Raw genomic sequence first — 23,486 nt, 5'->3', positions numbered from 1 at the left:
CTCAGTCCTTCTCACTTTGTCTTGGTCGACAGCCGCACGGCGCGCGCCTTGCCGGCATTGCGCTTGCGGTCGGGCTCCGCCACGCGGAGCGGTTCGCATTCCACGAGATCGGCAAGCGACCGGTCGGCCAGCCGCTGGTATTCGCCGTCGCCATTGTTGCGCCAGATGATCGCCTGCTCGGGCATTTCCTTGATCACCTTGGCCGGATTGCCAGCGATCAGGCTGCGCTCAGGCGTCACAACCTCGTTTTTCACCAGGCTGAGTGCCGCCACCAGGCTGTCGTCGCCGATGACGGCACCATCGAGCACCACGGCATTCATGCCGATCAACGCATTCTCGCCCACCGTGCAGCCATGGAGGATGGCGCCATGGCCGACAGTCGCGCCGCGTCCGACGATGCAGTCCGAGCCCGAGCCCGTGTGCAAGGTGCAATTGTCCTGGACACTGGCGTCGCCAACAACGGTGATGCGGCCGAAATCGCCCCGCAGCGAGGCACCCGGGCCGATGTAGCAGCGCGGGCCGATGGTCACGTCGCCGATCAGCACCGCCGTCGGGTGCAGGTAGGTCGACGGGTCGACCACCGGCACGATGCCCTCGAAGGCATAGCACGGCATGGTCAGAGCCTTTCGATGATGGTCACGTTTGCCTGGCCACCGCCTTCGCACATGGTCTGCAGCGCGTAGCGGCCGTTGCGGCGCTCGAGTTCGTTCAGCATCGTCGTCATGATGCGCGCGCCCGTCGCACCGAGTGGGTGACCCAGCGCGATCGCGCCGCCATTGACGTTGACCCTGTCACGCGGAATACCAAGATCCTTGATCCAGGCGAGCGGGATCGAGGCAAAGGCCTCGTTGCACTCGAACAGATCGATGTCCTCGACCTTGAGACCGGTCCTTGCAAGCGCATGGCGCGTCGCCGGGATTGGTGCCGTCAGCATCCACACCGGGTCGTCGCCACGCACGCTGATGTGATGGATGCGAGCACGCGGCTTGAGATTATGGTCCTTCACCGCCTGTTCTGAAGCGAGCAGCAACGCAGCGGAGGCATCGGCGTTCTGGCTGGCCACGCCGGCGTGAACGCGGCCGCCTTCGATCAGCGTCTTCAGCGTCGCCATCTTGTCGAGCGAGGTGTCACGGCGGGGCGTCTCGTCGACGGCGAAGTCGCCGACAGGAACGATCTCATCAGTGAACCGGCCTGCATCGATGGCGGCAATCGCGCGCTGATGGCTTTCGAGCGCGAACTGCTCCATCTCATCGCGGCTGCACTGCCATTTCTCGGCGATCATCTCGGCCGAGCGGAACTGGCTGACCTCCTGGTCGCCATAACGGGCAATCCAGCCCGGCGAGGTGCTGAACGGATCGGGAATGCCGAACTGCGGCCCGACCAGCATGGCGGACGCCATCGGGATCATGTTCATGTTCTGCACGCCGCCGGCAATCACCAGGTCCTGCGTGCCGCTCATCACGGCCTGCGCCGCGAAATGCACCGCCTGCTGGGCCGAGCCGCACTGGCGGTCGACGGTCACGCCGGGCACATGGTCCGGCAGGCCCGCCACCAGCCAGCAGGTGCGGGCAATGTCGCCGGCCTGCGAGGCAATCGTGTCGGTGCAGCCATAGATGACGTCATCGACCGCATTCGGATCGATGCCGGTGCGGGCGATCAGCGCCTTGATCGGCTGGGCCCCGAGATCCGCCGAATGGAAGCCGGCGAGCGAGCCCTTCTTGCGTCCGACCGGCGTGCGGATGGCGTCGACGATATAGGCTTCAGGCATATCAGGCCTCTCTGGCAAAGGTGTGTTCGGGTCCGAGCGGACGCGCAAAAACGCGGGCGGCGACGCGCTCGCGATGGAAGGCGGTCCCGCCCCACCAGTTGGTCAAGGCGATGCCGCGCTTGAGGAAGAAATGGACGTCCACCTCCCAGGAATAGCCCATGGCGCCATGCACCTGGATCGAGGTGCGGGCAGCGACATCGGCGGCATCAGTGCAAGCGAGCTTGGCCTGCGAGATGCGCGCGCGGCTGTAGAGATCGCCCTGTTCCAACTGCGCGGCAGCCGCATGCAACACCGGGCGGGCGAACTCGATCTTCACCTGGGCTGTCGCCAGATGGTGCTTGACCGCCTGGTAGGAGCCGATCGGCTTGCCGAACTGCTGGCGTTCCTTGGCATAGGCGACGCCGAGGTCTACACAGCGCTGGGCGATGCCCTGCATCTGGGCGGCGGCAAACAGCGCGCCACGGTCGAGCGCGGCTGCAAGAGGGACGCCAGCCTCATCGGCACCGGCGACCAGCGTTGCGTCGCTCGGCTCGAACTCGACCGTGAACAGTCGGCGGAACGGATCGACGCTCGCCTGCGCCACGAGCGTTGCCTTGGCGGTTTCGACCAGATGCATGGCACCGTCGCGCACGACCAGCACTGCCTCGGCCGTATCGCCATCGGCGACGAACGGATTGGCCGGATGCGCCACCGTCACCGTCACTTCGCCAGCCAGCGCACGTTCAAGCAATGCGGCCACGCGGGCGTTTTCAGAGAAGGCAGCAAGCAGCGGCAGTGCCACGCCTGCATTCTCGACCAGCGGTTCCGGCAGCCCGGCGTAGCCACAGGCTTCAGCGATCTGCACGAAGTCGATCGCCGACAGGCCGAGCCCGCCCTTGCCTTCAGCCACCAGCGCGCCGGCGAGGCCCATCTCCACGATCTTGGCCCAACGCTCCTCATCGCGCGCAGCGCCGTCGCCCATCAGGCGTCGCAGATCGGCCGGCTGGCAGACGTCATTGAGCAGTTCGCGGACAACGTCAGCCGTCATCGTCTGTTCTTCGGAGAAACGGAAATCCATCTTTTCGCCTCCCCTTACGCCCGCGGCAGCCCGAGCATGCGCTCGGCGATGATGTTGCGCTGGATCTCATTCGAGCCGGCATAGATCGGCCCGGCCAACGAGAAGAAATAGCCGTCCAGCCAGCGGCCGATGTCGCCTGCCTCGGGTGCGCTGCGCAGCAGTTCCGCGCGCGCGCCCAGGATCGACAATGCCGCCTTGTGCATGGCGATGTCCATTTCCGACCAGAAGATCTTGTTGGTGCTGGCCTCGGCGCCGATATGGCCGCCAGCGGCGAGCCGCGACGCAGTGGCGTAGATCGACAACGCGTAGGCTTCCGCGTCCATCCAGGACTGCAGCACGGCTGCCTTGACTGTCGGCTCGACCTCGGCCTCGTGTGCCTTGTAGAGTTCGACCAGCTTGCGCGCCGCCACCTGGAAGCGCGCCGGGCTGCGCAGCATCAAGCCACGCTCAAAGCCGGCCGTTGCCATGCAGATGTTCCAGCCCTCGCCCTCGCCGCCAAGGCGGTTGAAGGCGGGAACGCGGACGTCATCGAGGAAGATTTCGGCAAAACCGGTCTCGCCGTCGATCTGCGGGATCGCCTGCACCCGCACACCGGAAGCGTTGAGCGGGAAGAAGATCAGCGACAGGCCCTTGTGGCGCTGCGAGGCCGGATCGGTGCGGAACAGGCCGAAAGCCCAGTCGGCGAACACAGCGCGCGACGACCAGATCTTGTGGCCCTTGAGCACATATTCGTCACCTTCCAGCACCGCCGTCGCGCGCACCGAAGCAAGATCGGAACCGGCCTGCGGCTCGGACCAGGCCTGCGCCCAGATCTCGTCGCCTGAGGCCATCGAGGTCAGGAAGCGCGCCTTCTGCTCATCCGTGCCATATTCCATCAGCGTTGGGCCGAGCAGGAAGATGCCGTTCTGGTTGACGCGCAGCGGCGCGCCGGCGCGATAATACTCTTCCTCGAAGATCAACCACTGGATCAGGTCGAGCCCGCGTCCGCCATAGCTCTCCGGCCAGGTCACCATGCCCCAGCGGCCTTCTGCCAGGACGCGTTCCCAGGCGCGATGCGCCTCAAAACCCTCGCGGCTGGCGTCGAAGGACGGCAGCGGCTTGCCGGGCACATGCTTCTCGAGCCAGGAGCGCACTTCCTGGCGGAAGGCCTGCTGCTCGTCGGTGTAATCAAGATCCACGCTTGGAAATTCCCGTTGGTCAGCGGGCGGGCTCAGGCCTCGCCGGCCTGCTTCTTGTTGGCGGCGGCCATGCTCTTTGCGTCCTGCCCGCCCAGCGTGTTGCCGGTGGTCAGGTCGTTCTGGGCATGGGCGAAATGATGCATATGGTAATGCGCGTCCATGGCGGTGCGCTTGCCGCGCAGGTCTTCGACATGATTGATCGCCTGCTTCGATAGCCAGAGGCCGAGGCGCGGGTACTGCGCCAGCTTTTCGGCCATGGCCCGGCCGGCGCCTTCCAGTTCGTCGCGGCTCACCACCTTGTTGACCATGCCGAACTGTTCGGCGCGTACCGCCGGCATACGTTCGCCCATCATCAGAAATTCCTTGGCGACGCGCGGCGGCAGTTCGAAGGCATGCGCAAAATACTCGACGCCGGGAATGCCCATGCGCACCACCGGATCCTGGAAGAAGGCATCGTCGGTGGCAACGATGAAGTCGCAGACCCAGGCAAGCATCAGCCCGCCGGCGATGCAGGCGCCCTGCACCAGCGCGATCGTCGGCTTGGGGATGTCGCGCCAGCGCCGGCACATGCCGAGATAGACCTCATGCTCCCTGGTGTAGAGCATTTCGGCCGCCGGCTTGTTGGTGTGGTCGGACCACATCAGGCGGCGGTCAAAGGTCTTGTTGACGTCCCGTCCCGGCGTGCCGATGTCGTGGCCGGCCGAAAAATGCTTGCCCGCGCCGCGCAGGATGATGACCTTCACCGCGTCATCGTCGACGGCGCGCTTGAAGGCGTCGTCGAGTGCATAGGTCATCTGCGAGTTCTGGGCATTGTTGAACGTCGGGCGGTTCATCGTCACCCAGGCGATGGGCCCCTCGGTTTCGTAGAGAACCGGCTCGCCCGTCTCATAGGTGATGTCTGCCGTACGCGGCTCAACCAGATCGCTCATATCAAGGGTTTCCGCTGACAATTCAACTTGGTAGCTGACGGGAAACTACGTTCCCCGCCAAGGGGCGCAATCGTCCAAAGAGACTAACGCGTGGCCAACTTTGTGCGCCGCACAATCATTTGCCGCACGATCACTGGCAGATCGTGTCGATCTCGGCGAGCTCAACCGCAGTCAGCTTCCACGATGCCGCTGCCGCATTGGCCACAACCTGCTCCGCACGGGTGGCGCCTGCAATCACGCTGGACACGATCGGCTGGCAGGCCAACCAGGAGAACGCCAGCTCGAGGATGGTGCGCCCGCGGGCCTCGCTGAAGCCGATCAGCTTCTCCACCTTGTCGAGATTGGCATCGGTCAGGCCGGCCTTGAAATAAGCCATGTTCATGCGCGTGTCCTCTGGCAGCGCCTGGCCCTTGCGGTACTTGCCGGTCAAAAGGCCGCTCGCCAGCGGGAAATAGGGCAACAGCGTCATGCCGGTGCGGCGCATTGCCGGGAACAGTTCGGTTTCTGCCTTGCGCGAGATCAGGTTGTACTCGGCCTGGGTGGACTGCAGGCCGTGCAGATTGTGGTGGCGCGAGGTCCAGCTGGCATCGACCAGCATCCAAGCCGGCAGGTTCGAGCAACCGAGATAACGCACCTTGCCCTGTTTCACGAGATCGTCCAACGCTCTCAGCGTCTCTTCGATCGGCGTCTGCGGATCCGGGAAATGATACTGGTAGAGGTCGATGTAATCGGTCTTGAGCCGGCGCAGGCTGTCCTCGACAGCGCCCATGATGTAACCGCGCGAGCCGTTGTAGCGATTGCTCTTTTCACGATTGAGCGGCGAGGCAAACTTGGTCGCCAGCACCACATCCTTGCGCCGGTCGCCCAGCACTTCGCCCAGCGTGATCTCCGATCCGCCATTGACGCCGTAGGAATCCGAGGTGTCGAGCAGCGTGATGCCGGCATCGAGCGCCGCATGCACCACCTTGCGGGCCCCCTCGGTGTCGAGGCTCTTGATCATGCCGCCGAAGTTGTTGCAGCCGAGACCGACAACTGAAACTTCAAGGCCCGTACGGCCGAGAACGCGCTTTTCCATCTCGTCTACTCCATCATGTCCATTCGATAAATATCGTAATTCGTTGGCAAACTGCCTAGGCCGTCATCTTGATCATGTCGGCAGCCTTCTCAGCGATCATCACGGTCGCAGCATAAGTGTTGCCATTGACCAGAACGGGCATGATCGACGCATCGGCCACGCGCAGCCTTTCGACCCCACGCACCCGCAACTGCGGATCGACCACCGAGTCGGCATCCGCGCCCATCCGGCAGGTGCCGGCGGCATGGTAGTGCGTCACCGCCGTCGCCAGTATGTCCTCGGCGATGTCGTCGAGCGAGCGGATCGGCCGCACCGGCAGCAACTCCTTGTCCAGCACATTGCGCAATGCCGGCTGGTTGACGATCGCACGGGTCCGGTCGGCTCCTTCTGCAAGGATCCTGAGGTCGCGCGGATCGGAGAAATAGTTCGGCGAGATCGCCGCATGCGCCATCGGATCGGCCGACTTCAGCGTCACCTCCCCACGGCTGTAAGGCGAACCGTGGTTCAGCAGCAGCGTGAAACCATGCTCCCGTGGCAGGATGCCAAGCACGCCCGGCCCTCGACGGATCACGGTTGCCGGCGCCATGCAGACCTGGATCTCGCTGCCAGGATCGCCTTCGATGGCGTGGAAATAGCCTGATGTCGGGAACAGTCCCCGGCTCAACACGCCTCGTCGCTGCAACACATATTGAGCGCCAGCCTTCAGCGCGCCCCACGGTTTGACGTGATTGTAGGCGCTGACCGGCTTGGTCGTCGTGTACATCAGCCGGTACATCGGGTGGTTCTGCAGGTTCTGACCGACCTCGGGCCTGTCCGCGTTTACCTTGATGCCGAGACGCTGCAGGCTGCCCGCCTCGCCCACGCCCGAAAGCATCAGCAATTGCGGCGAATTGACCGCGCCGCCGCTGAGGATCACCTCCTTGACCGCGCGCGCCACGCGTGACCGCCCCTCATGGGCGAACACCACGCCAGTCGCGCCCCCTGCCTCGATCACCACCCGCTTTACTGGCGCATTGACGATCAGCGTCAAGTTCGGACGCTTCAACGCCGGATGCAGGAAGGCCGCAGCCGTGCTTGAGCGCTTGCCCTTGCCGATCGTCAGGTCGACATGACCGAAGGCCTCAGCCGCATCCTTGTTGAGGTCATCGGTCAACGGCAGGCATTCCCCGGCCGCCGCGTCGAGGAACATGTCGCAGACGGGTGCCGTGCCCTGCCCCTTCGACACCTGCATAGGCCCGCTGCCGCCATGAATGTCGTTGGCGCCGCGCTCGTTGGTCTCCGATTTCTTGAAATAGGGCAGGACATCGTCATAGCCCCAGCCATCGTTGCCGAGCGCCTTCCAGTTGTCATAGTCGCGGCGGTGGCCGCGCATATACATCATGCCATTGATCGAGCTCGAGCCGCCGACAAGCTTGCCCTGCGCCCAGTAGAGCTTGCGTCCACCCAATGCCTCCACCGGTTCGCTCTCGTAGCTCCAGTTGTAGGCCGGATGCGTGCCGGTCACGACATTGGCGCCGGGGATGCGGATGAGCATGCCCTTGTCCAGCCCGCCGGCCTCGATGACGGCAACCCGCACATTGGGGTTCTCTGAAAGCCGGGCGGCAAGCACGCAGCCGGCGGCGCCCGCGCCGACGACCACATAGTCGAACTCGAGGTCGCTGAAGGTCACGTCCGTTTCCTGAAATCGCGTCGCGCTACGCCAACAGGCCAAGGCAGGCGCGCATGCTCCTGGGCGAGCCTCGTCAGAGGGTCGGCGACGGCAGCCTCGACGATCCTGGCCGCCTTGCGCAGGCGCAGGTCGACATGGATCGACAGGCCTTCCACCGTTGCCGCGCGGTAGTTCTGGTCGATGTTCCACAACTCGTGAAAATGGTGGACGCGCTTTAGGTCGGTCCACAGAACGAGGCTGCGGGCTTCCAGCTTTGCATCAGGCATCAGTTCGCGTTCGTAACGAACGCTCTTTTCAAGCCGGAAGAAGCTGTAGCTGGTGCGTCTGATATAGTCGTCATGGATGCCGAAGACCTCGAACAGATCGCTTTCGGCGATGTCGAAGACGCGGTCGTACCAGGAGACGTTCATGTGCCGGTTGACGTCGAGCCAGTGCGGCTCGACCTGCCCTCGGTAGCTGATATAGGGGCGCGGCCCGCTGTCGGGGTCTCCGGCATTCGCGCCCAAAACCGCGTCCCTGACCGCGCCTTCGTCGTTCATCAACTCTTACTCCGCGGCCACCGGAGCGTTCAGCTTCTCGTCCAGTTCGGACGCGAGGCAGGAGAACTTCACCTGGCCGCGCTCGATGATCATGGCACGATCGGCATAGGGAGCGGTCACAGCGAGATGCTGCTCGACGATGACCACTGCCGTGCCCGTTTGCGCCCATCGGCGCAGGAAGGCGAGGATCGGCGGCAGCAGCGCCTGGGCAAGGCCCATCGACGGCTCGTCGCAGAGCAGCACCTTGGGCTGGGCGATGAAGGCCTGCCCCAGCGCCAGCATCTGCTGCTGGCCGCCCGAGAGATCGCGGGCGTAGAGCTTCTGCTTTTCCTTCAGGATCGGGAAGACAGAATAGATCTCCTCGACCGCGTTGTTGAAGCCGGCGCGGTCGCCGCGGCGTGCCGCAGCCCCCATGCGCAGATTGTCGAAGACGCTGAGCTCTGGAAATACGCGGTGCCCGTCAAGCACCAGGCGCAGGCCCGACTGCGCGATTTTTTCTGGGGCCTGACCGCCGATCGCTTTGCCGTCGAGCAGGATCTCGCCGCTGTCAGGCTTGTTGAAGCCTGCGATCGCGCGCATCAGCGTCGACTTGCCAGCGCCGTTCTCTCCGCCGATGAGCAAGATTTCGCCGGCCTTGGCCGTCAGCGACACCTCACGCAGCACCGGGATGGTGCCATAGCCTGCAACCAGATTCTTGACCTCAAGCATGGCGCGACCCCACGAACATATGCTGCACCGCCGGGTCCTTGGCGACCACGTCCGGCTTGCCAGATGAAACCACCCGGCCCTGCTCCAGCACCGTGATGGTGTCGGCAATGCCCCAAACCAGGTCGAGATCGTGCTCGACCAGGATGACGGTCTTCCCCATCTGGCGGCTCAGGAATTTGACGAGATTGGCGAAGTTGGTGCGCTCGCTTTGCGACAGGCCGGCGGCCGGCTCGTCGAACAGCACGATGGTCGCCTCCTTCAGCACCGTGCGCATTACCTCCACCAGGCGGCGCTGGCCGTGCGAGAGCAGGTTGGCGCTGTCCTGGCCGAAGCTTTCCTCCATCGCCTTGGCGAGTGCGGTGACATCGGCGCTGGCCGGACCGACGCGGGCGTCCATGCCGATCTTCAGATTGTCCCACAAGGACAGTTGGCTGAAGATGCGCGGCGCCTGGAAGGTGCGGCCGAGGCTCATATTGGCGATGCGGTCGGCGGCCATGTTGGTGGCGTCGACGCCATTGATCATGAACGAGCCGGTGTTCAGGCGCGACAGGCCGCTCAGCACGTTGAGCAGGCTGGTCTTGCCGGAGCCGTTGGCGCCGATCAGGCCGTGCACCTCGCCCTTGCGGACCTTGAGGTCGACGGCACTGACAGCCACCACCTCACCGAACTTCTTGGTGCCGTTGCGCACTTCGACCGCGATCTCCTCGCTTGGCTCGCGCACCGTCTTGCCGGCCTGCAGGTCGGCAAGAAAGCCGTCGATGCGGAAGGCCTGCTCGCCACCACCTGATTGTTTGCGCTTGGCGCGCAGCCGCTCGACGGAGCCGACGATGCCATCTGGGAAGGCCATGACGGCGAGAAGCGTCAGGCAGCCATACATCAAGAGACGATATTCGACGAAACCGGCCAGCAGGATGTTCGGCAGGATGTAGACGATCCAGATGCCGATGATGGGACCGAGCATCTGGCCGCGTCCGCCGACGACGACGGCGAAGAAGAAGACGAAGGATAGCTCGATGTTGAAGCCTTGCGGGCTGACGAAGGCAACAGTCGGCAAGTAGAGGATGCCGCAGATGCCGGTGCCGATAGAGGCGATGATGAAGGCCGTGAAGCGCATCACGCCCGGCTTGATGCCGAGAGAACGCGCCGCCTCCGGGCTGAGTGCTGCCACGAACATGCTGCGGCCGAGCTTCGAGCGGCGGATCAGGTAATGCGAGGCAAGCGCGATCATCGGGAACACGGCGACCGCAATCGCCAGCGGCGACATGCCGAAGACCAGAGGGTTGGTGAGCGCCGGAACCGTGACGCTGATGCCGTTGATGCCGTTGGTCCACTTGTCGAGCGTCACCAGAAGCTGCGGGAAGACGATTGCCGCGCTCATGGTGACGAAGCCGAGATGGAAGCCCTGCACGCGCAGCGCCGGCAAGGCAAACAGCAGGCCGCCGAGAATGGCGGCGACGATGCCGCCCATCGAGGCGCCGCCAAACGACCAGCCATGCAGGCCGTAGAGGATCGCCGCGACATAGGCGGCAAGGCCGAGGATTGCGCCCTGGCCGAACGACTTCTGGCCGGCATCGACGAACAGCATGTTCTGGAAGATGGCCGCGGCGATGTAGATGTTCACCAGCTGGAACGTGTGAATCCAGTAGGAATTGCCGGCGATGACGGGCCCGAACCCGGTGATGGCGATCAGCGCCACGCCGATCCAGACCTGCGTCAGGTCGGAGTTGAAGCGGCCTTTCGGCTTGGTCTCGGCCATGGAAACGGGTCCGGTTTGTATGCTTGTGGCTATCTGCATGGTCACACCCGCCTTGCGCCGACGCGCCCGAACAGGCCCTGCGGCCGGAACATCAGGATCAGCACCAGAACCAGCAGCGACGCCAGGTCCTGATAGGCACCGCCGACCTTGTAGGCCGTCAGCATCGCTACCACACCCACAAGCGGGCCGCCGATCAGCGTGCCGGCATTGGAGCCGATACCGCCGACAACGGCAGCAACGAAGCCGTTGAGCACATATTTCAAGCCGGCGTCGGGGCTGACCGAAATGACGGGTGCAACAAGGAAGCCGACCGTGCCGACCATCAGGCCGCTGATTGCAAACGAGATGAGCTGAAGCCGGCGCACCGGAAGACCGGCCGCGCGGGCAGCGTCAAAATCCTGCGACAATGCACTGATGGCGAGGCCGATGAAGGTCTTGCGCAGGAAAAAGCGCAACGCGAAGAACCAGAAGATCATTGCCGCGATCGCCAGAGCATAGGCGCCCGGCGTGCGCGTTCCCAAGATGCGGAAGCTCGGCACGACGCTCTGGACGGAATAGGCGAACGGCCCCTGCGTGATCATCAGAAGCGCTGCAACGATGACGGAGACCGAAACGGTGGAAATCAGCCAACTGTCCTGCTCGACCGACGAGCGCAGCGGCAAAAGCGTGATGTAGCCCTGGAAGGCTACGACGGCGGCAATGCCAAGCCCCGTCAGCAGCAGCATCAGGCTCCACTGGCCGAGACCGACCTGATTGGCCAGGAAATATGCCGCGAAACCGCCCAGTATGAACATGTTGCCCTGGGCGAAGTTGAAGATGTTCGTCGCCCCATGGACGATGTTGAAGCTCATCGCGATGGTGGCAAAGATCGACCCGATGGCGATCCCGCGTATCACGATGATCAGTATTTCGCTGAGCATAAGCTCGCCTCCCTGACCTCACTTATGAACCTGCCTTGCCTGCACCGCGGGCAAGCCCGGAACGCTGACGAGGAAGGGGTATTTTGAGGTCAGCTTATGCGTGCCATCGGCAGTCGCAACATCGTTCGAACGGACTAACGACAATTGCATGCAAACGCAGCGTTTGGCTGTCCTGCGCAAGGGGCTGGAGATGGTCGACCGGCAACGTCCTTGCCACCGCCATCGCCCCCCGAATTGGTGATGCCGGCAAGTCAGCAAAAGCAGTCCCGAGCCGTATCCAACGAAACATTCGCCGCTTCATTGAGACCAAGGGCCGCGAGATTGGGCGAGATGACCTCGACACTGAAAGGCACGGAAACGCCCATTGCGTCCAGCGTCGCAGCGAAAGCGGTGAGATCGAAACCACCCTGCCCGCACAGCCTGCGGTTCATGGTCTCCACTGCTGGCAGTCCAACAGGTACGCTGTCTGCGTCATTGACCTGCACGCACAGGACCTTGTTGGCAGATATCCGCCTGAGATCGGCGAGCGGCACTCCGGCGCGGAAGAGGTGCCACGAATCGATGACGAGCCCGGCATTGGGAATGTCGCCGATGATATCAAGCGCCGTATCGACGTCACGGACATTGCCCCAGGCCACCAGCTCCAGCGCGATCGTCACCTCGTGTTCCGCTGCCCGACTACAGAGTTCATGGAATTTCTGCTGCATGGTCTCCAGCGAAATGCCGCGCTCGCCGAGATCGGGTCCGACATTGACCACCTTGGCGCCGAAGGCCGTCGCCGCCCGAAAGGCGGTCTCCTCGTTGCGTCGCGAAACCGCTCCCTCCTCGCCGTCCATGAACCAGTCGGTCAGGAACTCGACCGACACATGCTTCATGCCATGGGCATCGAGGATGGCGCGCAACTCGCCGTCGCCGAAACCCTTGGCGCGTTGCTCCGCGTAGTCGCGGAAATGCAGGCACATGCCAGTGTAGCCGACCGCAGCACAGGCCTCGACGCGCTCGGCAAAGCCATGGCGCGAAGCGACCGGGCCGCCCGGAATCACACCGCTGATGGTGTGCGAACTGCAGACGAATTCATGTGTCTTCATGGTCATCCCGGGGGCTGGCTGCGATAGGCCCAAAATGTCTCTGCGCCGTCAGGCATACAGGTCCATTTGGACTAGGCGCCAGCTGCACGACGCCGGAAACGAAAAGCCCCCGGCAAAACCGGGGGCTTTCCTTGACCTGCGAGATGTCTCGCAGCCGATATCGATCCGCTTACTGCGGCAGCTTGTCGTCCACGCCCTTGACGTAGAAGTTCAGGCCGAGCAGCACCGAATCCTGCGCCACTTCGCCGGCCTTCAGCCACTCGGTGCCGTCCTGCTTGGTCACAGGGCCGGTGAACGGGTTGAAGGCGCCAGACTTGATCTTGGCTTCGGTTTCCTCGGCCAGCTTCTTGGTCTCGTCCGACATGTTGGCGTAAGGCGCCATCACGACGTGGCCTTCCTTCATGCCGCCCCAGACGTCGCTCTGCTTCCAGGTGCCGTCGATGACTTCCTGGATGCGCTCGATGTAGTACGGACCCCAGTCGTCGACGATCGAGGTCAGCTGGGTCTTCGGGCCGAACTTGATCATGTCCGAAGCCTGGCCGAAGGCCTTGATGCCGCGCTCGGTCGCAACCTGCATCGGGGCCGTCGAGTCGGTGTGCTGGGTGATGATGTCGACGCCCTGGTCGATCAGCGCCTTCGCGGCGTCGGCTTCCTTGCCGGCGTCGAACCAGGTGTTGGCCCACACGACCTTGACCTTGAAGTCAGGGTTGACCGACTGCGCGCCCAGCATGAAGGCGTTGATGCCCATCACGACCTCAGGGATCGGGAAGGAAGCGATGTAGCCGGCGACGCCAGCCTTCGATTCCTTGGCGGCGATCACGCCCTGCACATAGCGGCCTTCATGGAACTTCGAGTTGTAGGTCGAGACGTTTGGATGCTCGCGCTTGTAGCCGGTGGCGTGCTCGAACTTCACATCCGGGAACTTGCCGGCAACCTTGTTCAGCGGATCCATGTAGCCGAATGAGGTCGCGAAGATGATGTTGCAGCCCGAACGAGCAAAACGCTCGATGGCACGTTCGGCGTCCGCACCTTCCGGCACGCTTTCGAGATAGGCGGTCTCGAGCTGGTCGCCGAACTTCTCCTTGGCCTGCAGCAGGCCCTGGTGGTGCTGGTAGGAATAACCGAAGTCACCGATCGGCCCGACATAGATCCAGCAGGCCTTGACCTTGGCTTCGGCGGCAATGGTGCCGAACGACATCACGGCGGCGGCCGCGGCCAGCGACAGAATTGTCTTCTTCATGCTTTTGTTCCTCTTAGTGGTTGCCCGGGGCACTATCCCATCCTTTTTATAGTCCCAGAGACAGGGTCGTCCTCGAAATCCGCCTGACAGATTCGAGATGGCGACCATGCCCTTAGCGATCTGGCACAAACGGCCGCCCCAATGAAGCCGGAGTGTTCACCATCGTCAGTCGCCTGTTGCGCGAAATGAGCACAAGCACCACGACGGTTGCCAGATAGGGTAGAGAAGAAAGCAGTTGCGACGGCACGCCGATGCCCAAAGCCTGGGCATGCAGCTGGCCGATCGAAACCGCTCCGAACAGATAGGCGCCCGCAAGCACCCGCCATGGCCGCCAGGACGCGAACACGACCAGCGCCAGCGCGATCCAGCCGCGCCCGGCAGTCATGTTTTCGTTCCATTGCGGCGTGTAGACCAGCGACAGATAGGCGCCTGCCAAGCCGGCACAGGCACCGCCGAACATCACCGCCATATAGCGGATGGCGATGACCTTGATGCCGAGCGCATGTGCCGAGGTGTGATTGTCGCCAATCGAGCGCAGGGTAAGGCCGGCGCGCGTCTTGAACAGGAAGTATCCGACGCCGGCGGTCAGCAGGATCGAGACGTAGAACAGCGGATCCTGGCCGAAGAACAGCCTGCCCACCATCGGCAGGTCGGTGAGCACGGGTATGTATACGTAATCCATCTTCACGCCCGGCAGCCCGACGAAGCTCTCGCCCAGCATGCCTGCCAGGCCAAGGCCAAGCAGCGTCAGCGCAAGGCCGGTCGCCACTTGGTTGGTCACCAGCGTGAGCGTCAGGAAGCCGAACAGCAGCGAAAACAGCGCCCCGACGATGATGGCGGCGAGCACGCCGAGCCATGGACACTCAGTGGCGAGCGCCACGCCGAAGCCGGTCACGGCCCCCATCACCATCATGCCCTCGACGCCGAGGTTGAGAACGCCGGAGCGTTCGACCACCAGTTCGCCGACGGCTGCGATCAGAAGCGGGGTTGCCGCCGTCGCAATCGTTATCAGGATACCTTCAAACATTTTGCGTGACCTCCACGGTCTTTGCAGCGGAGGAGCCGACAAAGCGGATGCGGTAGAGAATGAGCGTGTCGCAGGCGAGCACGAAGAACAAAAGCATGCCTTGGAAAGCGCGCACCACCTTATCGGAGACGCCGATCGAAATCTGGGCCGCCTCGCCGCCGAGATAGGACAGCGCCAGCACCAGGCCGGCGGCAACGATGCCGAGCGGGTTGAGACGCCCAAGGAAGGCTACGATGATCGCGGCAAAACCATAGCCGGGCGAAATCGTCGGCCTCAGCTGGCCGATGGCGCCCGACACTTCCGAGATGCCGGCGAGGCCAGCAAGGCCACCGGACAGAAGGAATGCGAAGAACACCATCTTGGATGACGAGAAGCCCGCAAACTTGCCGGCACGCGGGCTCTGTCCCAGCACCTGCACCTCAAAGCCCCTGAGCGTGCGCGACAGCATGAACCAGACGGCCACGGCTGCCACGATGGCGAAGACAAAACCCCAGTTGGCACGGCCCGAGGCCGACCAGATCTCAGGCAGCGTTGCCGCGGCGCTGAAGGTCCGCGTCTCCGGGAAGTTCATGCCGGCCGGGTTGCGCCAGGGACCGCGCACCATCCAGTCGAGGAACAGCTGCGCCACATAGACCAGCATCAGGCTGGTCAGGATCTCGTTGGTGTTGAACCGCACCTTGAGATAGGCCGGAATGGCGCCATAGGCAGCACCGCCGGCAATGCCCATGAGCAGCATCAGCGGCAGAACGACCCACGACTGGAAGTCGGGGAACATGACGGGAAAGATCGAGCCGACGATGGCGCCGACGATGAATTGGCCTTCGGCGCCGATGTTCCAGTTGTTGGAAAGGTAGCAGATCGACAGGCCGACCGCGATCAGGATCAGCGGCGCAGCCTTCACTGCAAGCTCATGGAGCGACCAGACCTCACGCAGCGGATCGATGAAATAATAATAAAGCGCCTCGACCGGGTCCTTGCCGAGCACCGAAAACATGATCGCGCCGGCAATCAGCGTCAGCGCAAGCGCAAGGAACGGCGAGAGTGCCGCAAAGAGCGCAGATCGCTCCGGACGTTTGACGAGTTCGATCCGCATCACGCGACCTCCTTCGAATGGTCGAGGTGACCGGGTTCGGCACCGCCCATCAAGAGGCCAATGCGTTCGAGCGTCGCGTCCGCAATCGGGATCGGCTTCGACAGCTCGCCATTGTGCATGACGGCGATCGAGTCCGAGATTTCAAACAACTCGTCGAGATCCTGACTGATGACCAGCACGGCTGAGCCCTTGCGGGCGAGTTCGATTAGCGCCTGGCGGATGCGCGCGGCAGCACCCGCGTCGACACCCCAGGTCGGCTGGTTGACCACCATGACCGATGGATTGCGATCGAGCTCGCGGCCGATGATGAACTTCTGCAGATTGCCGCCCGAAAGCGCTGCAGCTTCGGGGTCCGGCGCGCTCTTGCGCACGTCCATCACCTCGATGATGCGCTGAGCCGCCTTCTGGATCGCGCCCGACTTTACCATGCCGGCCGCGCCGACAAAGGCCTTGCCGTCGGTGCTGTGCCGCGACAGCAAGAGATTGTCAGACAGGCGCATGCGCGGGGCAGCACCATGGCCGAGCCGCTCCTCAGGAACGAAGGCAGCACCCAAGAGACGGCGTGCCGAAATCCCCATCCGGCCGGCCGACTTGCCGCGAATGCGGATGGCATCGGCACTGTCCTGCAGCGCCTCGCCCGAAATCGCCTCGAACAATTCGCCCTGGCCGTTGCCGGCAACACCGGCGATGCCGATGACTTCGCCGCCGGCGACGCTCAGCCAGATGTTCTTGAGCGGCGTCGAGAACGGTCCGGCAGGCTTGCGGCTCATGCCGCAGATGCTGAGCAGTTCCTCGCCACGTGTCGCAGCCGTTGTCCGCTCGGCGTTCTTGACGTCGCTGCCCACCATCATTCGGGCGAGCGACGCCGGCGTCTCCTGGCGCGGGTCGCAATGGCCGACCACCTTGCCGTGGCGCATGATCGTGGCGCGGTCGCACAGGCGGCGGACCTCGTCGAGGCGGTGCGAGATGTAAAGGATCGACTTACCTTCGGAACGCAACCGCTCAAGCGTCTCGAACAGCTTGTCGGCCTCCTGCGGTGTCAGCACCGAGGTAGGTTCGTCGAGGATAATGAGTTCGGGTGTCTGCAGCAGACAGCGGATGATCTCGATGCGCTGGCGCTCGCCGACCGACAGGTCGCCCACCAGCGACTCCGGATCCAGCGGCAGCCCATAGCTGTAGGACAGCGCGCGCGCCTTGGCGGCAATGGTGGCGATGGGCGTGTCGTCGGCAAGCGAGAGCGCGATGTTTTCCGCCGCGGTCAGCGCCTCGAACAGAGAAAAATGCTGGAAAACCATGCCGATGCCGAGTTTCTTGGCAACGCCCGGGCTGGTGATCCGCACCTGTTGGCCGTTCCACAGGATCTCACCGGCATTGGGCTCGAGCGAACCGAACAGCATCTTCACAAGCGTCGACTTGCCGGCGCCGTTCTCGCCGAGAAGCGCGTGTATTTCACCCTTTGCGATGGTCAGGTCGACCTGATTGCACGCCTTCAGCGTGCCAAATATCTTCGTCAGGCCTCGAACCTCCAGAAGGTTCGGACCATTGGCTAAAGGGGTTGTGTCCACAACGCCTCCCATTGTCTTACTTTTTTATGTTCCCAAGAGCATGGTAGGCGCGTCCTGCTCTCGGAGCAAAGCATGTCACAAGTTGAAAGAGCTTCAAGAAATAAAGTGAAAACTCACGGGATAAGTATGGTTGTCCCCGTGGTCTTGCGGCCTTCCAGATCGGCATGCGCCTGGCCCGCGTCACTCAGAGCATAACGCTGGTTGATCCTGATCTTGACCGCCCCTTTCAGCACCACGTCGAACAGCGCGTCTGCCGAACGCACAAGGTCGTCGCGCAGCGCATTGTAGGCAAACAGTGTCGGCCGTGTCGCATAGAGCGCGCCTTTCTGCGCCAGCAGCGAAATGTTGAACGGCGGGATCGGACCAGACGACTGGCCGAAACTCACGAACATGCCCATCGGCTTAAGGCAGTCGAGCGAACCGGGGAAGGTGTCGGCACCGACGGAATCGTAGACCACGGCGCATTTCTTGCCACCGGTGATCGCTGCCACTTCGGCGACGAAATCCTTGTCGCGATAGTTGATGACGTGGTCGAAGCCATGCGCCCTGGCCAGTTCGCCCTTGTCGTCCGAGCCCACCGTACCGATAACGGTCGCGCCGAGATGCTTGGCCCACTGGCCAAGGATCAGGCCGACGCCGCCGGCCGCAGCATGATAGAGGATCGTGTCGCCGGCCTTCACCTTGAAGGTCCGCTGCAACAGATATTCGGCAGTCATGCCCTTGAGCATCATGGCCGCCGCCTGCTCATCGGAAATGCCGTCTGGCACCTTCACCAGCCTGTCGGCTGCGATCAACCGCTCTTCGCAATAAGCGCCCGTCGGCACGGCATAGGCGACGCGGTCGCCGACCTTCAGCCAGTCGACGCCTTCACCGAGTTCGAGCACCACTCCAGCAGCCTCGCCACCCGGCGTCACCGGCATTCCGGCAGGCGCCGGATAGAGCCCGGTGCGGAAATAGACGTCGAGGAAATTGAGCCCGATCGCCTTGTGCCTGATCAGGGCCTGGCCCGGACCGGGGCTGCCGGCGTCCACATCCTCGTAGACAAGCGCTTCCGGCCCGCCATGGGTATGAACTCGCAGAGCTTTCGGCAACGCCTCAGTCCTTCTTTCCGAGATTGGGCTTTCCGAGATTGGGGAAGAGCTGCATCACGCCACCGATGAAGAATAGGTAGATGCCGCTGATCGCGATACCGATCTTGACCCATTCGCTGGCTTCCATGCCCTGCCACAGCGCCAATCCGCCGAAGGCGCACCAGATCAGCGTCATCGGCAGGTTGATGTTCCTGAGCCTGACGACGCGCACCGGATGCAGGAAGTTCATCGGCACGAAGGTCAGGATGCCGGCGACGAGGACGACCGCAAACGACACCCATTGCCCGGGCTGAATGACGAACAAGGTGAAGACAACCATGTTCCAGACGACGGGGAACCCCTTGAAGAAGTTCTCCTTCGTCTTCATGCCCGTATCGGCATAATAGATCGCGCTCGACACGACGATGATGGCGCCCGACAGGAACGACAGTCCCTCGCCCATGAAACCACCCTGATAGAGCGCAAAGGCCGGGATCAACACGTAGGTGACGTAGTCGATGATGTTGTCGAGCAGTTCGCCCGACCATGTCGGCAGGATTTCCTTGACCTCGAGCTTGCGCGCGATCGGCCCGTCGATTCCGTCGACGAACAGCGCGAGCCCCAGCCACCAGAACATAGCGGTCCAACGCTCCTCGCTCGCGGCGACCAGCGACACGAAGGCCAGGAATGAGCCCGATGCTGTGAGGAGGTGGACCGAAAAGGCGCGTGCCTGCGGCCATGTGACTTTTTTAGGCTTCACGGTCCTCGCCAATCAAGTTTGCCGCCCAGTTCCGTCCGTCGTCTCGAAAGACATCGCAGGCGGCTATTTGCGCACGACAAGGGTCATGCAAGAGAAATGCAAGGTCCCTATTGCTCGATACGGCCAGCACCATGCAATCCCCTTTCGTCGGCAATTAATAGCAGGGCCGCAGTTCATACAAGCCGAAAGCCATTTGTGCCCAACGAACGTTGCGTAAGCCCTGCGCGATTTGTGCCAGCCGCCGGCGCATGAGCCCAATCGCCACGTTGATCAATGGCTTGGCCCTGCCATATATCGGAGAACCAAACTATCGATGACGCAGCCGGCGACGGTCCGGCGGATTTGGACTGCACATGGCGAACGAGAAATCAGCGAACCGTATCCTGGTGGCCGGCACCGGCCCCGTCGGGCTGATCTCGGCGCTGGCTTTCGCCGATGCCGGCTTCGGCGTTCTGCTCGCCGGCCCGCCCGCGCGAGCCGACGACGGCCGCACCACGGCCCTGATGGTGCCCGCGCTGAAGGTCCTGGAGCGGATTGGCGTGCTGGGTGCGCTGTCGGCAGATGCCGCACCACTCAAGGTCATGCGCATCGTCGATGGCACCGCACGCCTGATCCGCAGCCCCATCGTCACCTTCCGTGCCGGCGAGATCGGCGAGGATCACTTCGGCTACAATTTCCAGAATCGCGTCCTCAACGCCGTGCTCGAACAGGCAGTTGCCCACCATCCCGATATCGAATGGCGCCGGGCGCTGGTTGAAGGCTGGACGCTTGAGGGCGATCATGTCACCGCTGCCCTTTCGGACGGCACGACTGTCGTTTCGCCGCTGGCGGTTGCCGCCGACGGCCGCAATTCGCCGGCGCGCATGGCTGCCGGCATTTCCGCCAGCGCGCGCGCTTTGCCGCAATCGGCGCTGGTGCTGAATTTTGCCCATACGCGCGACCACGGTTTCACGTCGACGGAGTTCCACACCGAAACCGGCCCGTTCACGGTGGTGCCGCTGCCTGGCCGCCGATCGAGCCTCGTCTGGGTGCTGCGTCCGGAAACGGCGCGCGAATTCGCCGGGCTCGACAACGATGCGCTTGCCCAGCGCGTCGAACGGCAGATGCAATCGATGCTCGGGCGCGTCACCATCGACAGCGGCCGCCAGATCTACCCGCTGTCGACCTCGCTGCCCGCTCGCTTCGCCCAGAACCGCGTCGCACTGGTCGGCGAGGCTGCCCATGTCTTCCCGCCCATCGGTGCCCAGGGGCTCAATCTCGGCATCCGCGACGTCGACCAGCTCGTTGAGACTGCCCTGCACCATGCGGCCGATCCGGGCGCGCCGACGGCGCTCAAGGCTTATGACGCGGCACGCCGGCCCGACATCCTGGCCCGCACCAGTGCCGTCAACCTGCTCAACATGTCGCTGCTTTCGGACATGCTGCCCGCCCAGCTCGCCCGCGGCCTTGGCCTCAACGTTCTGGGTGGCTTCTCCCCCATCCGCGCCTTCTTCATGCGTGAAGGCCTGCGCCCGGGCAGCGGCTTTTCGGCCATCGCCTCATCGCTGCGAGCGACGCGCCGCATCGGTGTATCGAGCGAATAAGGTCGGAGGTCATCCGAAAAATCGGCCCGTCCGACAGGACCTGGCTGGGGGGCTCAAGGGAAAAGATCGGGCGGCAGAACGCCGTGCTGGATCAGGTAGAGCAGCCCGGTAACGGTCAGAACCGACAGACAGGTGGTGACGAGCACACTGGCCGAAGCACGCTCGACCCAGACGCCGTATTGCTGGGCGATGACGAACACGTTCGTCGCCGTCGGCAAGGCGGCCATCAGCATGGCAGAGTAAACCCAGACCGGTGAGAAATTGCCAATCCAGCTCAGCACGACATAGCAAAGCAGCGGGTGCACGATGAGCTTGAGCAGCGCGATCGGCACCATCTCGTGTGGAACGCGTTTCAAAGGCCTGAGCGCCAGCGTCACGCCCATGGCAAACAGCGCGCAAGGGGCTGCCGCCCGCGACAGATATTCGAGGAAGCGCTCGACCGGCACCGGCGCGCGGAACTCGAAGTAGGCAGCGAGAACGCCCACCGCCGTCGCGATGATGAAGGGATGGAGGGCGATCTTCCTGACGACATCGGCCGCCACGCCCAAAGGTGGGCGCGGTTCGTCGCCGGCCAGCGCCATCATCATCGGCGCTATGGTGAAATGCATGATGTTTTCGAAACAGAAGATCAGCGCCACCGGCACCGCCGCTTCCTCGCCGAAGGCCAGCAGCGCCAGGCCGGGGCCCATATAGCCGATGTTGCCATAGGCCGAGGCCAGCCCCTTGATGGTCGATTCGGCAATCTCGCCGCGCCCCTTGATGAAAGAAGCGGTAAACATGATCGCGAAGATGACGAAGGTCGAAAACACTGCGCCTGATATGTAGGCCCACTCGGTCAGGCGCTCGAACGGCGTCTTGGCCAGCAGCTGGAAGAACAGCGCCGGCAGCGCGACATAAACGATGAAGGTCGTCATCCAGCCGAGCGCTTCGAGCGGCTGGCGGGTGATGCGCGCCACCACGAAGCCCATGAAGATCAGCCCGAAGAACGGCAGGACCAGACCGATCACGTCCGACATCAGCGCTTTCCCGATCGAGATTGGTTGGGCCGCAGCAAAAAAAGCGACGCGAAGGGCAAATATGCCCTCGGCCGTATCGCGTCGCTTTGCCGCCCGTCAAGCGCCACACCATTGAATTGCTTGCCTTGCTGCTCCAAATAGGAGCCGACGAAGCGTGTTGTGCCGGAAACCTCCCGCTCCGGATCTGAAATACGTCTTAAGTATCTGATTTCGCGTAGTGCTCTAAGAGCATGCGCGACCATGGTGACCAGCATGAAGACGGCGAAATTCTCGATCGGCCAGGTGGTGCGCCACCGTGTGTTTCCGTTTCGCGGCGTTATTTTCGACGTCGACCCAGAATTCGCCAACACCGAGGAATGGTACGAGGCGATTCCGGCGGCGGTGCGCCCACGCCGCGACCAGCCCTTCTACCACCTGCTCGCCGAGAACGCCGAGACCGAATATGTCGCCTATGTCTCGGAACAGAACCTGCTCGAGGACAGCTCAGGCGAGCCGGTCCGCCATCCGCAGGTGAAGGACTATTTCGACAAGATGCCCGACGGACGTTACGCGCTCAAGTCGACCATCAGCCACTGAACCAGCCATGACGGGCGACGGGCCGAGTTCGGATTCCCGCCAACAGCGGCTGCGCAACAAAAAAGCGGGGTCAAAGCCCCGCTTTTTCAATTCCGGTCTTCGCCCGGGATCAGTTGGCCGTCTTGGCCTTGTCCTGCTCTTCCTTGAGCTTCTTGGCGAAGTCCTGATTGTTCTTGGAGACGAACTCCTGGAGCTTCTTCTGGCGATCTTCCAGGTCCGACTGCTTCATCGGCTCGCCATCATAGGCGCCAGTGAAGCCAGCGAGCGAAACCTTAATCGGGTTCTGCTGGTTCTGGAAATTGACCGAGGTCAGAGTCAGGTCGGTGCCCTTCTTGAAGGAGCCTACGAGCTGGTCGGTGAGCGCGATCTCGGCAACGCAGCGATCCGGGAAGCAGATCACGTAGTCGAGCTTCTGGGCCTTGCCGGCGTCGACCTGCAGTCCGATCCCCGGAGGAATGAGACGGCCGCTCGGCACGGTGACCTGGAACACCTTACGATTGACCTTGCCCTTGAGCTCGATCATCGAAATGCCGGTGACCAACTGGCCGTTGGAAGCGGTAAGGATGTTCTGCACGTTGCAGATGTCCACGTCAGCCTGCTTGGAGCAGGCCTTGAACCAACCCTGCGGGACCTGCTGCTGCTGCGCGGCCGCGGGCGACAGCGTCGACGCCACCAAACCGGCGACACCTGCCGCCAGGATGGAAAGACGGAAACCGTCGAAGTTCTGGTTCGTGATCTTCATGAAATCCTCTCAAACAATCCCGGAACCGGCCCCGGAGCCGTGTGTCGACGCTACCTGTTGGGCAAATGAGGCAACAGCATGACTTCGCCGCGCGTGTTACACTGCCGCGCGGCCTGAATCCAGCCCG

At 63.1% G+C, this 23,486-nt stretch carries 22 protein-coding genes; 2 read left to right on the top strand and 20 right to left on the bottom strand.

The features are described from left to right. Positions 1 to 11 precede the first annotated feature (11 nt). The 18 genes from NDO48_RS13735 to pcsA form a co-directional block, all read right to left on the bottom strand. Entirely contained in the window at positions 12 to 614 is a 603-nt protein-coding gene (locus tag NDO48_RS13735; RefSeq protein ID WP_018427952.1) for a gamma carbonic anhydrase family protein, read from the bottom strand. Between the two features lie 2 nt (positions 615 to 616). Then, positions 617 to 1,768, bottom strand: a complete 1,152-nt coding sequence (locus tag NDO48_RS13730) for an acetyl-CoA C-acetyltransferase (RefSeq protein ID WP_267321654.1) — start codon at positions 1,766 to 1,768, stop codon at positions 617 to 619. Between the two features lies 1 nt (position 1,769). After that, the gene (locus tag NDO48_RS13725) at positions 1,770 to 2,825 is read right to left on the bottom strand and encodes an acyl-CoA dehydrogenase family protein (RefSeq protein WP_018427954.1); all 1,056 of its coding nucleotides are present in this window, start codon (positions 2,823 to 2,825) and stop codon (positions 1,770 to 1,772) included. Between the two features lie 14 nt (positions 2,826 to 2,839). Beyond that, complete coding sequence (locus NDO48_RS13720; RefSeq protein WP_018427955.1) at positions 2,840 to 4,003, bottom strand: acyl-CoA dehydrogenase family protein; 1,164 nt, start codon at positions 4,001 to 4,003, stop codon at positions 2,840 to 2,842. A gap of 32 nt (positions 4,004 to 4,035) precedes the next feature. Next, positions 4,036 to 4,932, bottom strand: coding sequence for an enoyl-CoA hydratase (locus tag NDO48_RS13715; RefSeq protein ID WP_018427956.1), 897 nt, complete (start codon positions 4,930 to 4,932; stop codon positions 4,036 to 4,038). A gap of 130 nt (positions 4,933 to 5,062) precedes the next feature. Next, complete coding sequence (locus NDO48_RS13710) at positions 5,063 to 6,007, bottom strand: aldo/keto reductase (RefSeq protein ID WP_018427957.1); 945 nt, start codon at positions 6,005 to 6,007, stop codon at positions 5,063 to 5,065. A 55-nt stretch (positions 6,008 to 6,062) separates the two neighbouring features. Beyond that, positions 6,063 to 7,676 (bottom strand): GMC family oxidoreductase, encoded by a 1,614-nt coding sequence (locus NDO48_RS13705; protein WP_018427958.1) that lies wholly within the window; start codon positions 7,674 to 7,676, stop codon positions 6,063 to 6,065. After that, on the bottom strand, positions 7,673 to 8,215 hold the full coding sequence (locus NDO48_RS13700) for a thioesterase family protein (protein ID WP_018427959.1): 543 nt from the start codon (positions 8,213 to 8,215) through the stop codon (positions 7,673 to 7,675). Before NDO48_RS13700 ends, NDO48_RS13705 begins: the two co-directional genes overlap by 4 nt. A 6-nt stretch (positions 8,216 to 8,221) precedes the next feature. Further along, positions 8,222 to 8,923 carry an ABC transporter ATP-binding protein gene (locus NDO48_RS13695; protein WP_018427960.1) on the bottom strand — a complete coding sequence of 234 codons (702 nt, stop codon included), beginning with the start codon at positions 8,921 to 8,923 and terminating at the stop codon, positions 8,222 to 8,224. Continuing rightward, the gene (locus NDO48_RS13690) at positions 8,916 to 10,679 is read right to left on the bottom strand and encodes an ABC transporter permease subunit (RefSeq protein ID WP_018427961.1); all 1,764 of its coding nucleotides are present in this window, start codon (positions 10,677 to 10,679) and stop codon (positions 8,916 to 8,918) included. Before NDO48_RS13690 ends, NDO48_RS13695 begins: the two co-directional genes overlap by 8 nt. Before the next feature lie 41 nt (positions 10,680 to 10,720). Next, positions 10,721 to 11,599 carry a branched-chain amino acid ABC transporter permease gene (locus NDO48_RS13685; RefSeq protein WP_018427962.1) on the bottom strand — a complete coding sequence of 293 codons (879 nt, stop codon included), beginning with the start codon at positions 11,597 to 11,599 and terminating at the stop codon, positions 10,721 to 10,723. 251 nt (positions 11,600 to 11,850) lie between these two features. After that, the gene (locus NDO48_RS13680) at positions 11,851 to 12,687 is read right to left on the bottom strand and encodes a sugar phosphate isomerase/epimerase family protein (protein WP_157632718.1); all 837 of its coding nucleotides are present in this window, start codon (positions 12,685 to 12,687) and stop codon (positions 11,851 to 11,853) included. Positions 12,688 to 12,856: 169 nt separating this feature from the next. Continuing rightward, positions 12,857 to 13,927 (bottom strand): BMP family ABC transporter substrate-binding protein, encoded by a 1,071-nt coding sequence (locus tag NDO48_RS13675; protein ID WP_018427964.1) that lies wholly within the window; start codon positions 13,925 to 13,927, stop codon positions 12,857 to 12,859. A 112-nt stretch (positions 13,928 to 14,039) separates the two neighbouring features. Beyond that, a complete protein-coding gene (locus NDO48_RS13670) occupies positions 14,040 to 14,954 on the bottom strand; it encodes an ABC transporter permease (RefSeq protein WP_018427965.1) in 915 nt (304 codons plus the stop codon). Further along, positions 14,947 to 16,047 (bottom strand): ABC transporter permease, encoded by a 1,101-nt coding sequence (locus NDO48_RS13665; protein WP_267321653.1) that lies wholly within the window; start codon positions 16,045 to 16,047, stop codon positions 14,947 to 14,949. The genes NDO48_RS13670 and NDO48_RS13665 overlap by 8 nt, the downstream gene beginning before the upstream one ends. Beyond that, positions 16,047 to 17,624: an ABC transporter ATP-binding protein gene (locus NDO48_RS13660; RefSeq protein ID WP_018427967.1), complete on the bottom strand. Its 1,578-nt coding sequence runs from the start codon at positions 17,622 to 17,624 to the stop codon at positions 16,047 to 16,049. Before NDO48_RS13660 ends, NDO48_RS13665 begins: the two co-directional genes overlap by 1 nt. A 101-nt stretch (positions 17,625 to 17,725) precedes the next feature. After that, positions 17,726 to 18,703 carry a quinone oxidoreductase family protein gene (locus tag NDO48_RS13655; RefSeq protein WP_026227194.1) on the bottom strand — a complete coding sequence of 326 codons (978 nt, stop codon included), beginning with the start codon at positions 18,701 to 18,703 and terminating at the stop codon, positions 17,726 to 17,728. 4 nt (positions 18,704 to 18,707) lie between these two features. Beyond that, positions 18,708 to 19,442: a phosphatidylcholine synthase gene (gene pcsA / locus NDO48_RS13650; RefSeq protein ID WP_018427969.1), complete on the bottom strand. Its 735-nt coding sequence runs from the start codon at positions 19,440 to 19,442 to the stop codon at positions 18,708 to 18,710. Positions 19,443 to 19,795: 353 nt separating this feature from the next. Here pcsA and NDO48_RS13645 point away from each other — a divergent pair, with 353 nt between their 5' ends. Then, entirely contained in the window at positions 19,796 to 21,025 is a 1,230-nt protein-coding gene (locus NDO48_RS13645; protein WP_018427970.1) for a UbiH/UbiF family hydroxylase, read from the top strand. A 53-nt stretch (positions 21,026 to 21,078) separates the two neighbouring features. Here NDO48_RS13645 and NDO48_RS13640 read toward each other — a convergent pair whose 3' ends face one another. Further along, the gene (locus NDO48_RS13640) at positions 21,079 to 22,041 is read right to left on the bottom strand and encodes an AEC family transporter (protein WP_267321652.1); all 963 of its coding nucleotides are present in this window, start codon (positions 22,039 to 22,041) and stop codon (positions 21,079 to 21,081) included. A gap of 252 nt (positions 22,042 to 22,293) precedes the next feature. Here NDO48_RS13640 and hspQ point away from each other — a divergent pair, with 252 nt between their 5' ends. Next, positions 22,294 to 22,617, top strand: a complete 324-nt coding sequence (gene hspQ, locus NDO48_RS13635) for a heat shock protein HspQ (protein ID WP_026227196.1) — start codon at positions 22,294 to 22,296, stop codon at positions 22,615 to 22,617. 109 nt (positions 22,618 to 22,726) lie between these two features. On the opposite strand, the gene NDO48_RS13630 is transcribed toward hspQ, so the two are convergent. Then, the gene (locus tag NDO48_RS13630) at positions 22,727 to 23,359 is read right to left on the bottom strand and encodes an invasion associated locus B family protein (RefSeq protein WP_018427973.1); all 633 of its coding nucleotides are present in this window, start codon (positions 23,357 to 23,359) and stop codon (positions 22,727 to 22,729) included. Between the last annotated feature and the right edge of the window lie 127 nt (positions 23,360 to 23,486).

It is taken from the genome of Aminobacter sp. MET-1, from assembly GCF_026521175.1.
Classification (GTDB): domain Bacteria; phylum Pseudomonadota; class Alphaproteobacteria; order Rhizobiales; family Rhizobiaceae; genus Aminobacter.
This window is presented reverse-complemented; position numbering and strand designations above follow the sequence as displayed.